The organism is Halomarina oriensis, from assembly GCF_009791395.1.
Lineage (GTDB): Archaea > Halobacteriota > Halobacteria > Halobacteriales > Haloarculaceae > Halomarina > Halomarina oriensis.
Genome location: NZ_WSZK01000015.1, coordinates 81718 through 93905, shown reverse-complemented (window position 1 = coordinate 93905; position 12188 = coordinate 81718). Strand labels below are relative to the sequence as shown.

The 12188-nt window shown below is 69.3% G+C and carries 13 protein-coding genes and 2 tRNA genes; 7 read left to right on the top strand and 8 right to left on the bottom strand.

The window, feature by feature from the left end; genetic code table 11:
• The first annotated feature begins 18 nt into the window (after positions 1-18).
• The 3 genes from GQS65_RS07055 to GQS65_RS07045 all read left to right on the top strand — a co-directional run bounded on the left by GQS65_RS07055 (position 19) and on the right by GQS65_RS07045 (position 1385).
• Positions 19-375 (top strand): cupin domain-containing protein, encoded by a 357-nt coding sequence (locus GQS65_RS07055; RefSeq protein ID WP_158203958.1) that lies wholly within the window; start codon positions 19-21, stop codon positions 373-375.
• Positions 376-441: 66 nt separating this feature from the next.
• Entirely contained in the window at positions 442-783 is a 342-nt protein-coding gene (locus tag GQS65_RS07050) for a hypothetical protein (protein ID WP_158203957.1), read from the top strand.
• Between the two features lie 329 nt (positions 784-1112).
• Positions 1113-1385: a helix-turn-helix transcriptional regulator gene (locus GQS65_RS07045; RefSeq protein ID WP_368280063.1), complete on the top strand. Its 273-nt coding sequence runs from the start codon at positions 1113-1115 to the stop codon at positions 1383-1385.
• 81 nt (positions 1386-1466) lie between these two features.
• On the opposite strand, the gene GQS65_RS07040 is transcribed toward GQS65_RS07045, so the two are convergent.
• The 4 genes from GQS65_RS07040 to GQS65_RS07025 form a co-directional block, all read right to left on the bottom strand.
• Positions 1467-2255: an enoyl-CoA hydratase/isomerase family protein gene (locus GQS65_RS07040; protein ID WP_158203955.1), complete on the bottom strand. Its 789-nt coding sequence runs from the start codon at positions 2253-2255 to the stop codon at positions 1467-1469.
• Between the two features lie 90 nt (positions 2256-2345).
• Positions 2346-3197, bottom strand: a complete 852-nt coding sequence (locus GQS65_RS07035) for an SDR family oxidoreductase (protein ID WP_158203954.1) — start codon at positions 3195-3197, stop codon at positions 2346-2348.
• A 63-nt stretch (positions 3198-3260) separates the two neighbouring features.
• Positions 3261-4061: an enoyl-CoA hydratase/isomerase family protein gene (locus GQS65_RS07030; protein WP_158203953.1), complete on the bottom strand. Its 801-nt coding sequence runs from the start codon at positions 4059-4061 to the stop codon at positions 3261-3263.
• A gap of 208 nt (positions 4062-4269) precedes the next feature.
• Positions 4270-4340: transfer RNA gene (locus GQS65_RS07025), tRNA-Gly, on the bottom strand.
• Positions 4341-4566: 226 nt separating this feature from the next.
• Between GQS65_RS07025 and GQS65_RS07020 the strand changes: the two genes are divergently transcribed.
• On the top strand, positions 4567-5397 hold the full coding sequence (locus tag GQS65_RS07020) for an NAD+ synthase (RefSeq protein ID WP_158203952.1): 831 nt from the start codon (positions 4567-4569) through the stop codon (positions 5395-5397).
• 240 nt (positions 5398-5637) lie between these two features.
• Positions 5638-6762, top strand: a complete 1125-nt coding sequence (gene prf1 / locus GQS65_RS07015; RefSeq protein WP_158203951.1) for a peptide chain release factor aRF-1 — start codon at positions 5638-5640, stop codon at positions 6760-6762.
• 21 nt (positions 6763-6783) lie between these two features.
• Here the strand turns inward: prf1 and GQS65_RS07010 are convergent, their stop codons facing one another.
• Both GQS65_RS07010 and GQS65_RS07005 read right to left on the bottom strand, forming a co-directional pair.
• The gene (locus tag GQS65_RS07010; protein WP_158203950.1) at positions 6784-8769 is read right to left on the bottom strand and encodes an alpha/beta hydrolase family protein; all 1986 of its coding nucleotides are present in this window, start codon (positions 8767-8769) and stop codon (positions 6784-6786) included.
• A 90-nt stretch (positions 8770-8859) separates the two neighbouring features.
• Entirely contained in the window at positions 8860-9573 is a 714-nt protein-coding gene (locus tag GQS65_RS07005; protein WP_368279918.1) for an enoyl-CoA hydratase-related protein, read from the bottom strand.
• A 60-nt stretch (positions 9574-9633) separates the two neighbouring features.
• Between GQS65_RS07005 and GQS65_RS07000 the strand changes: the two genes are divergently transcribed.
• Complete coding sequence (locus GQS65_RS07000; RefSeq protein WP_158203949.1) at positions 9634-10251, top strand: DUF7114 family protein; 618 nt, start codon at positions 9634-9636, stop codon at positions 10249-10251.
• Positions 10252-10301: 50 nt separating this feature from the next.
• Positions 10302-10373 (top strand) — tRNA-Thr (locus GQS65_RS06995).
• A gap of 120 nt (positions 10374-10493) precedes the next feature.
• Here GQS65_RS06995 and GQS65_RS06990 read toward each other — a convergent pair.
• Both GQS65_RS06990 and GQS65_RS06985 read right to left on the bottom strand, forming a co-directional pair.
• On the bottom strand, positions 10494-11099 hold the full coding sequence (locus GQS65_RS06990; RefSeq protein ID WP_368279917.1) for a GAP family protein: 606 nt from the start codon (positions 11097-11099) through the stop codon (positions 10494-10496).
• 153 nt (positions 11100-11252) lie between these two features.
• Positions 11253-12149, bottom strand: a complete 897-nt coding sequence (locus GQS65_RS06985; protein WP_158203948.1) for a fructosamine kinase family protein — start codon at positions 12147-12149, stop codon at positions 11253-11255.
• Positions 12150-12188: the final 39 nt, after the last annotated feature.

The following is a 12188-nucleotide window of genomic DNA, read 5'->3' as shown; positions in this document are numbered from 1 at the left end:
GGGGTGCGTCCGGGTCGTATGGCTCCGACCTCACTCGACGCCGAGGCCGCGACGATGGCGACCCCGTGGTCGCCGCGACTGCTCGCGGAACTGAACGGCCAGCACGTCAAACTCGCGCGGATGGAGGGGGCGTTCGACTGGCACGCACACCCCGAGGCCGACGAACTGTTCCTCGTCGTCGAGGGGGAGATTCGCGTCGAGTTCCGTGACGGGGCCGTCGAACTGACCGAGGACGACCTCCACGTCGTCCCGGCGGGCGTCGAACACCGCCCGGTCGCCGACGAGACGGCGTTCGTCCTCCTCTTCGAACCGGCGGGAACGCGGAACACCGGCGACCGGGTGACGGACCGGACTACCGAGGTCGAACGACGCTGACGGGGACGTGTCGGTGTCGGCCGCCCGAACACTCAAGGCGACGGTAACGTTCTGTACTGTCGACAGATGTCCTCCACGACACTGTTCGTCAGGTACGTACTGGGGTACGGCGGGGTGCTCACGCTCGCCCTCGTCGGTGTCGCACTCGGGACGACGATACCGCTCGGCAACCTCGCGTTCGGCGTCTCGCTGTTCGCGGCGGCACCGGCGCTGTTCGTCCTCGGTGGGTTCGACAACTCCGTCCACGCCGCCGAGGACGCCGGTTCCATCGGGGCCAGTCCGGGGCGAGCGATGGAACACACCGAGGACACGGACGTCTCGGACTTCCCACGGGCGGCCCTCGCGGCGCTGGTCCTCGGGAGCGCCGCGGCGGGGACGTGGGCGCTGACCTTCGCCGGCGTCGCCTGAACGAACGCATCGCCGCCGGGGAGCGCGAGCGAACCGCTCCGACCACGACACCGACCACCACACCCTTCCGTGACACGCGAGGGGTATCCGACGCTGCCACCGTGTAACGTGTAAGCTCAGCAATACGAACATGAATGTGAGTTAACATCTTTCTAACGGGCGACGTGTCGGGGCAGCCGTCGGTGAAGTCGGTGGGACAGTCATCGTTGCGACCGTCTCACCGCCTTGACAGTCCATAACAAATATCAGACGGGTGGTAGCTATCGGTCATGTTGGGTTCGGACACAGCAATCGACGGCGGGAAGAACGTACAGGCCGACATCCAGACGATTCACCAGTTGACGGGGTTCCAGCGTGACCTCCTCTACTGTATCGTCGGTCTGGACAGACCCTCGGGGCAGAGGATTCGGGAGACGCTCGAAGAACAGACCGGCCGCGAGATCACCCACGGACGGCTGTACCCGAACCTCGACACGCTCGTCAACCGGGGGCTGGTGTCGAAAGGCGAGATCGACCGCCGGACGAACTACTACACCATCTCGGACGCCGGCACCGACGCGCTCCGCTCGTACCACGAGTGGGGGTCCGGCCGACTCTCCTGAAGCCACGGCCACGCTCGTGGCTCCGTGCTCCGCTCACCGACGCTTCTCCGACCCGCCCGACCGACGCCGCCGCGAGCGCGCTCAGTGGCCCTCGAACTCCGGCGGACGCTTCTCGGCGAAGGCGGCGACCCCTTCGTCGAAGTCGTCGGTCCGCGCCGCACGGACCATCCCCTCGGTCTCGGCGGCGAGTTGTGTCTCCAGGTCGTTCGCCGTGCTCTCGGTCAGTAACCGCTGGGTCCGGCCGAGTGCGACCGTCGGGCCCTCGGCGACCTCGCTCGCTATCTCGTCGAGTCGGTCGGCGAACGCGTCGTCGGCGACGGCTTCGGTCGCCAACCCCAGGTCGACGGCCGCTTCGGTCCCGATGCGCTCGTTCAACAGCGCGATACGCTTGGCCTGTCTGAGCCCGACGACCCGCGGGAGGAAGTACGTCGACGAGCCGTCGCCGGTCGCGCCGATGCCGGGGTAGCCGAACTGGAAGTACGCCTCCTCGCTGGCGAGCACGTAGTCGCCGAGGATGGCGAAGCTGAACCCCGCACCCACCGCGGGACCGTTGACACCGGTGAGGACCGGGACGTCGGCCTCGACGAGGTGGTAGACCGCGTCGTGGAGGAGCGACGCCCCTTTCCGAATCTCGGCGGCGGCGTCCGGACTCACGAACGTCCCGACGTCACCACCCGCACAGAACACCCCGTCGGACCCCGTGAGGACGAAACACCGGACCGGTTCCTCGTGGAGTCGCACGGCGAGGTCGAGGAACTCCTCGGTCATCGTCCCGTTGAGCGCGTTCATCTTCGACGTACTGTGAATCTCGGCACGCAGGACGCCGTCCTCGAACGTCGTCACGAAGTTCTCGTAGTCGGGTTCGGCCATGGCCGTGGGTCGGCCAGTGAGGACAAAAGCGTTCGTTCGCGGAGGAACCTCCCGCTCGGGCGTCGGCGTGCCGTGCTCAGCGTGCGCGGGTCACTCCGGCCGCGCGAACGCCGGGTCGAACATCTGGGCGGAGGTCGGCGCGGGGTCACCCTCGGTGACGTTGTAGCCCGAGAAGTCCTCGACACCCGCCTCACGGAGTATCTCCTCGTCGTAGACGGCGTGTCCCGAGAACTCGGTCGGGTCACGGCGGAGCAGTTCGAGGACGGTGTCGGCGAGGATGTCCGGCGTCCGCCAGTCCGCCTCGGTCCCGAGGCCGAAGTACCGCGTCGCGCGGGTGTCGAGCGCCGTCACCGGCCAGAACGCGTTGGCGGCGACGCCGTCGTTCTGCAACTCGCTGGCCAGCGACAGCGTGACGAACGTCATCCCCATCTTCGCCCAGGCGTAGGCGGCCTTGCCGGGCGCGCTCGTCATCTCGACGGGCGGAGCGTTCGTCAGGATGTGGCCGCCACCGATCTCCTTCAGGTGCGGGATGAACGCCCGCGAGGTGACGTACGTCCCACGCACGTTGACGTCGGTCATCAGGTCGAACCGGTTGGCGGGCATCTCCTCGACCGACGCGATCTGGATGGCGCTGGCGTTGTTGACGAGGATATCCACCTCGTCGAAGACGTCGATAGCCTCGTCGACGGCGGCGTGAATCCGGTCGGTGTCGCGCAGGTCCAACTGGATGGCGTGGGCGTCGACACCGCGCTCCTCGCACTCCTCGGCGGTCTCGTGGATGGTCCCTTCGAGGTCGGTGTCGCTGTCGTCGACGGTCTTGCCCGTCGAGACGACGTTACAGCCGGCGTCGGCGAGCGACAGCGCGATGGACTTGCCGACACCGCGGGTGCTCCCGGTGATGAACGCCGTTCGACCGCTCAGGTCGGGGGGTTGGAAACTCATACCACACCGGTCGCACAGGGGTCACAATAACGTTCCCCTCTCGGGAGGCCCGCTCGCCGGCGTCTACCGCCCTTCGAACTCGGGGTCGCGCCCCTCGATTCGCGCACTGAACCCCTCGTGGTGGTCGTGGGTGTCGTACAGCGGCGCGGAGAGAGAGGCCTCCACGTCGAGGCCGGCGTCGAGCGGGACTTCGAAGGCGTGGCCGAACGCTCGCAACGCCCGCTCCATCCCGAGTGGCGCGTTCTCCGTGAGTCCGTCGGCGAACTCGCGGGCCCGCTCGTCCACCGCGTCGTCGGGCACGACCTCGGTGACCAGTCCCATCCGGTCGGCCTCTTCCGGGTCGACGTACTCCCCGGTCAGGACGAGTTCCTTCGCTCGCGCCAGTCCGACCAGCCGCGGGAGTCGCTGTGTCGAGCCACCGCTGGGAAACACCCCCAGTTTCACCTCGACGACGCCGTACTTCGCGTCCTCGCCCAGGATGCGGAAGTCCGCCGGGAGGGTCAACTCGAACCCGCCCGCCACCCCCGCTCGTTTGATACCCGCGACCACCGGTTTCCTGAGGGCGTCGAGACGCTCGAACAGTGCACGGAGGTCCCCGCCGATCTCCTCGTGACTCGTCGCGTCGCTGTCGCGCATCATCTCTAAGTCCATCCCGGCACAGAAGACCGGCCCCTCGCCGAGCAGGGTGACGGCCCGAACCTCGTCCCGTTCGGCCACCCAGTCGAACGCCTCGGTCAGCGCGGCGACGACCGGCCGGTTCATCGCGTTTCGCTTCTCCGGGCGGTCGATGAGCACGTCCGCCCGGTGGCCATCGACGTCGACGTGTGCCTGTCCGTTCTCGGCGGTGAACGTCTCGTGTGACATACGCTAGCGCTCGCAGGACGGCGTGAAAAGTCCGCTGACGACCGGTCGACGTGTGACGTGGTCCGACCGCACCGGCGCGTTCTCGTCGCCACTGCCGAGTTCGTTCGCAGCACGCGCCGTCCGGGAGTCGAACCTCGCTCGCTTCCTGCGGTCGCTCGCTGGTTCCTCCCCGTGACTGACTTCGTCCTCACCGTCGTTCGGACAGAACTGCGCCGTCCGGGAATTGAACCCGGGCTATTGGCTTGGGAAGCCAATGTCCTACCACTGGACCAACGGCGCTCCCGTGGTCGCACCGAGCCTCGCGGTTCCTTCGGAACTGCTCGCCGACGGTGCGCTACACATCAGTTCTCTATCGTCCCACTTGAACGTAGCGACTCCCCGTGGTCGACGTGAGAGCGGGAGCCTCCACAGTTCGGCCTCCGAAGGGGGTGGTACTCCTGGACGAACGGTCGGAAATCCCCCGCGACAGGGCAGCTATTAGTCCCCAGGACTCCTGGGAACCGACATGAGCGACGCCGTCGCCCGACCGAAGGAACTACCCATCGACCTCTCGCTCTCCGACGACGAACTCGACGCCCACCGAGCGCACATCACGGCGTTCGTCGAGGCTGTCGTCGAGGACGCCGGCGCGGACGGTGCGGTCATCGGCCTCTCGGGTGGTATCGACTCGACGCTGACCGCCCACCTCGCCGTCGAAGCCCTCGGCGAGGACGCGGTCCACGGCCTCGTGATGCCGAGCGACGTCAACACCGAGGGGAACATGAGCGACGCCGAACGGGTCGCCGAGATGCTCGACATCGACTACGACGTGGTCGACATCGAACCCATCGTCGACGCGTTCGTCGACGCCTACCCCGAAGGCGTGGACGACCGGATGGCACTCGGGAACGTTCGGGTCCGGACGCGCGGCGTCCTCAACTACTTCGTCGCCAACGCCGAGTCCCGCATCGTCCTCGGGACGGGCAACCGCTCGGAGACGTTGACGGGCTACTACACGAAGTACGGCGACCAGGCCGTCGACTGCAACCCCATCGGCAACCTCTACAAGCGACAGGTCCGCCAGCTCGCCGCCCACGTCGGCGTTCCCGAGGACCTCGTCGAGAAGCCACCCAGCGCGGAGATGTGGGTCGGACAGACCGACGAGGAGGAGATGGGGCTGAGCTACGACCTGCTCGACGCCGTCCTCGTCCTCCACGTCGACGGGCCGCTCTCGACGTCCGCGACGGCGAGCACCCTGGACGTCGACGAGTCGGTCGTCGAGCGGGTGGACGAACTCTACGCCAGGAGCGAGCACAAGCGTCACATGCCACCCGCACCCGACGCGCTGTCGCTCTGAGTCGCTACGGGGCGAGCGACCCCACCACGACCCACCGTGCGGTACGGTACCTCACCTGAGCAACCGTTTTATACACCGCATCGCCTCGGTCGGTGTATGCGCCGTCTCGCTCCGGTCGCCCGTGTGGGCTCGCGGTCCCCGAGCGGCGGCCTCGTCTCCTCGTAGCTGGTGCTGGGGTCCGACGTGACGACCACCGGACCTCGCGCGAACCGTCTCCGACCACCCAGCCACCAGCACACCATGTCCGACACCGACGACAGTCACGCCAGTACCGACGAGACGACCAGTTCCGACAGGACCACCGACCGGAACCTCACCGACCGTATCGCGCACCTCGACTCGCTCCACGGGGAGGGGACGGAACTCGTCACCGTCTCCGTGCCGCCGGGGAAGTCGCTGCGGACCGTCCGTGCACGTATCGCCGACGAGTACGCGAGCGCCGAGCACATCCGGTCGAAACGAACCCGCGAGCGCGTCCAGCGAGCGCTCGACCGCGTCCAGCGGACGCTCCGCGCGTACGACGGGACGCCCGAAAACGGCCTCGTCGCCTACGCCGGCGTCGTCGACGGCGACCTCCACTCGTTCGTCTTCGACGACCTGCCCCGTCCCGTCGCCGAGTCGACCTACCGCTGTGCGGACCGGTTCGACGTGGGACCGCTCGAAACGGTCGTCGCTCCCGAGGCGACGTTCGGTCTGGTCGTCGTCGAACGAGGCGGCGCGGCCGTCGGCCGACTCGTCGGCGAGCGGGTCGTCCCCGTCTGGACCGGCGACAGTCGCGTCATGGGCAAGACCCGCGCCGGCGGGCAGTCCGCCCAGCGGTTCGCCCGCGAACGCGAGCGCCAGACCCAGGAGTTCTTCGAGCGCGTCGCTCGCGTCGCCGCCGACGCCTTCCTCGGGGAGGCCCCCGTCGCGGGCCTCGTCGTCGGCGGGACGCTGACGACGGCCGACCGGTTCGTCGCCGACGGCCACCTCGACCACCGCCTCCGCGAGCGACTGCTCGGGACCTACCCGGTCGAGTACGCCACCGAGCAGGGCCTCGACCGCCTCGTCGAGCAGGCGAGCGAGCAGTTGCTCGACGCCGAGCAGCGCGCAGCACGCGACCGTCTCGACCGGTTCTACGCCGGTCTCCGGGACGACGGCGCGGTCACGTACGGTGAGGGCGACGTGGAACGGGCGACCGAGTTCGGGGCCGTCGACACGCTGCTCGTCGCGTCGACGGTGGCCCGCGAGACACGGGAGCGACTCGATTCCGCAGTCGAGGAGCGCGGCGGCGAGACGGTCCTCGTCGCGGCCGACACCGAACGTGGCGCGGGGTTCGCCGACACCTTCGGCGTCGGCGCGCTGTTGCGGTTCCCGGTGGACTGAGGTCGCCGTCTGGACACCGGTTCAGCGGTCGACGCGCACGCCCCGCACGTCGAGTGCGTCGAGCACCAGCGGAACGTCGCAGTCGAGCACCCCGTCGACGGTGAGGCGTGCGTCGTAGGGGTACTCGTGGCTGGTCGCCATCTCGCGGAACCCCGCTTCGAGGCTCCGAAGCGTCACACGTTCGACGTGCTCGGTGGCTCCGGCGGCGTAGAGGGCGTGGGACGCGCCGACGCCCTCGCCCACCAGCGCCACCGAGTCGGTTCCGGTCGCCTCGCGCAGGAGTTCGACCGCTCGGAGCACGTCGAAGACGCGCATCCCGAACAGCGAGTCGTCGAGCAGGAGGGCGTCGTAGGCGAGTTTGAACTCCGTTCCGTAGATACCGTTCTCGTGGTCGACCCAGTTCGGGATGGGAATCGGTCGGTCGGCGACGGCCCCGACGCCGCGCGGGTCGACCACGAGGACGGTGCCGTACGCGGCGGCCAGTTCGGCGACGTCGTCGCTTCGCTCGGGGAGCTCCGCCGTGCCGTCCTCGAAACAGACCACGGCGGGACGCCGTGCCGTCGCGTCCGGGTCCGAAGCCAGTAGCCCTGTGACGACGATGTCGGGGTCCCGCTCGGTCCGGAACCAGACGTACTCGACGGTGAGTCCGTCGCCCTCGTCGGTCCGGGTCCGCCGCGGGCGGAGGTCGGCAGCGGCCCGGTCGAGGTCGAACTGCTCGCGGACGCGGCGACGAACCACGGTCGGGTCGACCGCCTCGCCGGCGTCACTCTCACCGTCGGTCGCCTCGGGGGATTCCGTCGACGCTCGTGACGCCAGGTCCTCCCGTAACAGGTCGTCGACCGTCCGTTCGTCCGGGAAGGCCGCTCGAACGCTCCCCGCGGGTGTCGCGTGGAGCGCCGCGCCGTCGACGACGTCGTGGTCCGCACACGAGACGTACTCGCCGTCTCCGAGGCGGGCACAGAACCACTCGAAGACGGGTTCGCTGAGGTCGTAGACCGAGCAGTGTGGCTCGTCTGCGACGTGGAGCCTGACGTTCCCGGCTGCGTCGAACGAGTCGTAAGCTCGTCGTGTCCGCTCGACCGCCTCGTGAACGCCCTCGACTGGGAAGTACTGGTCGGAGGCGGCGGCCCCGACGAAGAGCGGTATCGGCGCGAACGCGGCGAGGAAATCAGCATAGTCGATACCGGCCGTAATCGCCCCCGTGAGGTGCTGTTCGGCGTCGATTCGTTTGCCGGTTCGTAGCCACTCCTCGCGCGTCGTGACCGAGCAACACGGGGCGGCCACGGCGGGCCGGCCGTCGACGAGACAGAGATACTGCGTCTGGAGGCCGCCCCCGGAGGTGCCCGTGACGCCGAGTCGGTCACTGTCCACGTCGTCCCGCTCCGCGAGCACGTCCAGTGCACAGCGTGCGTCGTGGACGAACACCTGTGCGACGTTCGCGCCGGCGTAGCGCCACTGCTGGCCGGCGTAGCAGTGCTCGAACACGCCCCCACCACCACCGACGACGCGTTCGCCGGTGTCGGGGTCGTGGTACTGTTCGCGCTCACCCTGTCCGACCGGGTCCACGGCGAGGACGACGAACCCGTTGGTGACGAGTTCGATGCAGGCCCGCTGGTTGAGCGGGTCGATCTTCGCCGCCCCGACGTGACCGCAGCAGAAGAGCACGCCCGGGTGCGGCCCCTCTCCGTCGGGGACGTAACAGTTGGCCGTCACGTGGAACCCGGGACGGCTCTCGAACGTGAGGCAGTCGACGCGATGACCGTCGCGTTCCAGCGACGCCGTGACGGTCACGTCGGCGTCGGCCGGTCGGTCCGGGAGGCCGCCGATGGTGTCGAGGAACCACTCCCGGACGTGCTCACGGTGGCTCTCGACCGCCCCACGGGTGTCGAGGGGCCGTCGCTCGTCGTGTGTCCGCTCGAACTGCCGCCGTGCTCGCTCCCGGAGGTAGCTTCTCGTCTGGTCCGCGACGTCGTAGTGACCGTCGACCGCCGGCCCGAACCCGTCCATCGTTCGTCTCGCTCGTCATGCCCTCACGACAAAAACTCCGGCACTCCTCGGAGGCGGCCCGGTCTCCGGCCGTCGACGTCGGTTTCCCGCTCAGTCCCGTTGCAGTGCGTCCGCGTTCCGGGCGACGAGGTCGGCGAAGGCGTCGCGCTCGGCCCGCTCGCGGTCCTCGTCGCTCCGGGTCGCCCGCACGAGCGGCTTCAACCGACCGAGCGCGGTGTGGTCGGCGACGGCCAGTTCCGCGGCGACGGTGGCGGGGTCGTCGACGATTCGGGAGACGAGACCCATCCGCAGCGCCTCCTCCGCGTCGACGGTGCGCCCCGAGAGTGCGATATCCATCGCGTTGCCCTCGCCGACGACGCGTGGCAGTCGGGCGGTGCCGCCCCACGCGCCGAACAGACCGAAGGTGACGCCCGTCTCCGCGAACGTCGCCTCCGGGGTGGCCACCCGGAGGTCACACGCGAGTGCGAGTTCGACACCACCGCCGCGGGCCGCGCCGTCGACGCCCGCGACGACGACTGCGGCGGAGTCGGCGACGGCGCGAGCGACGCGCTGGCCGTGGGCGGCGAACTCGCAGGCGGCGTCCGTCTCGCCAGCCTCCGTCGCGGCGGCGACGTCCGAGACGGCGTCCAGGTCCGCGCCAGCACAGAACGCGCTGCCCGCCCCGTGGAGGTGGACGACCGGCGTGGGTGGGTCGACGACGGCGGCTTCGAGCGCGTCGAGGGTGTCGGGGGTGAGCGCGTTCCGTCGCTCGGGTCGGTCGAGCGTCACCGTCCGGACGTCGTCGGTGTCGTCGATGTGAAGCACGAGCGTCGCTGGCACGCGGTTTCCAAAGGTCTTTGCGTGTTCCGCGGCTAGTTCCGAGCGATGGAGGACGCCGCCGCCGTCCGTCGGGCCGCGCGTGCGTCGGTCGACGATATCGAGCCCGAACGGCTCAGAGCCGACCTGCGTGCGGTCATCGACGACGGCTCGATGGTCCCTGGAGTGGTGACGGTCCACGTCGCTCGGGCGTACGACGTCGAGGGCGACGCCGTCTACGACCACGCCGCCGGCGTCCAGTTGATCTACGACGGCCTCGGACTCACCCGTCGACTCGCCGCACAGGAGCCGTGGCTCACCGATGACCGCGAGACCGGCGACATGCACGTCCTCGCGGCCAACGCGCTCGTCGCTCGCGGGTTCTACCTCCTCGCTCGCACCGAGGCGGCCGACGCTGCGGTCGAGGTGGTCCAGGCGTTCGGCCGCGACGAGACCGAGCGCCGCGAACGAGGCACGGACGCGCCGACCCTCGAAGCCGACGTACTGGACCTCGCGGTCGTCGCCGGTGCGGCCGTCGGCGGGACGGCCCCGACGGCCGACCTGCGAGCGCTCGCCGGCGAACTGGCGGAGTCGCTCGCGGCCCCGTTCCCGCCGGTCAGAGCACTCGACGACCACGACGTCACCGAACGCGTGCGACGTGATACCGGTGCGTTCGCGGACCTCTGAATCGAAACGCCTAAAGTCGAGTCGTCGCACTCTCGAAACGCACACGACGTGCCTGGGTAGCTTAGCGGTAAAGCGCGTCCTTGGTAAGGACGAGAGCCCGGGTTCAAATCCCGGCCTAGGCTTCTTCGGAACTCCTCACGACGAGCGGCGACTCCCCCTCGCAGCGAGCGATGGGCGCTGGTCTTCAGGCCGTTCTGGCCGGTCTTCTGTGAGGTCTCACGCGGTATCCGGTGGTGTGTGACTCACGTCAACGCGAGGACGAGGAAGAACGCCAGCACCACCTCGTTGACGACCCAGGAGTTGTCGTTCATCCAGTCTCGAACGGTCGGGAGCCGTGTTTCGGCTCGCTCTCCCAACGCGAGCACCGACAGACCGGGCAGTGCGAGCAACAGGAGGGTGAGCGCGACGAACCCCGCCGCGTCCAGCAGCGGCAGGTCGTTCGAGGCGAGGTACGACCCGACGGCGACGGAGGTGAGGACGTCCGTCGGGAAGACGCCCAGCAGGAGGAAGCCGAGTCTGAACGCGAACCGTGGCGTCGCTCGGCCGAGTCGTCCCATCCACTTCGGTGGTTCGGCTTCCTCGCGGGTGCGGTAGGTGTGCGCCATCGCACCCAGTATCGCCACGACGACGACCGCCATCACGACGGGCGTCGAGCCCTGCTCTCGCACGCCGAACCCACCGAGCAGGTACGCGACGGTCACGACGGCGCTGATGGACAGCGACGCACCGAAGACGTAGGCGAACGAGGTGCGCCGCCACTGCTCGCTCGTGGCGAGGAAGACGGCACTGAGTATCTGGGGGCCGGCGACCATCACGATGGCTAGCGGGAGGACGGCTGCGACGCTCACGACCGTCCTCCGTCGCCGCCGGGAACCGTCCGTCGCGGTGCCGTCCTCTCCCGTCGGCTTCCGAGCGCCCACCGGGTCTCGCGTGTCCCCGTCTCGCGTATCACGTCTCCCCTACGGCGGCGACAAAAATCAACTCGTTGACGTCTCTCTCGCTCAGCAGTCGAGCCGCGAGAGACGTGTACGGAGGCCGTCGAGCAGGTCGTCCTCGCGGCTCTCGTCGGCGAACCACCACGCCTGCTGGCAGTAGAAGACGACTTCGTAGACCGCACGGCGCGTCTCGAACCCCGGAGCCAGTCCGGCCCGGTCGCGGTAGCGGTCGAGGAAGGGGTCGCCGGCCGTCTCCGTCCACAGGACGTAGCTCACCTCGGCTTCGGGGTGGCCGTAGTAGCACGCCGGGTCGAGGAACGCCGCGACTCGGTCGCCGTCGACGACGAGGTTCTCGAACCAGACGTCGCCGTGGAGGAGTGCGGGCGATGCGGGGTCGTCGAGCAGGTCGGGGAGTCGGTCGCCGAGTCGTCGCAGTCGGTCGAGGAGGGTCGAGGAGAACGCCACCTCCGTGGCCGCGAGCGTGGCGTAGTAGCGGAGGCGGTGGTCGCGGACGAACGCCGGCCACGAGTCGGTCCAGGGGTTCGGTTTCGGGAGCGGGCCGGCGGTCGTCTCGAACGGGAAGCCGAACGCGTCGGCGGTCTCCCGGTGGAGCGCCGCGAGGTGGTCGGCGAGGTCACGCTCGACGGTCGGTGTGATGGGGTCCGTACCGTCGACGAACGAGAGGACGAGCAGGTCGTCGCTCGCGGCGAGCACGTCGGGGACCGGGAGCGTGCCGTTCGCCGCGAGGTGGCGGAGCATCCGGGCCTCGACGGTCAGCGGGGTCGGTGCGGTCTTGGCGACGACGCGGCGGCCGTCGGCGAGCGAGAGTCGGTAGGCCCGGCCCGTGACGCCACCGACCAGCGGCGCGACGGCGGTGACGTCGCTTCCCAGCGTCGTCGCAAGCGCGTCACGCCACGCTCGGGGATCGTCGCGGTCGGCCGGGGGGTACACGTCGTCGGGCATCCGGGCGTCGGTTCTCGCCGACGCCGCCCATCAGTTTCG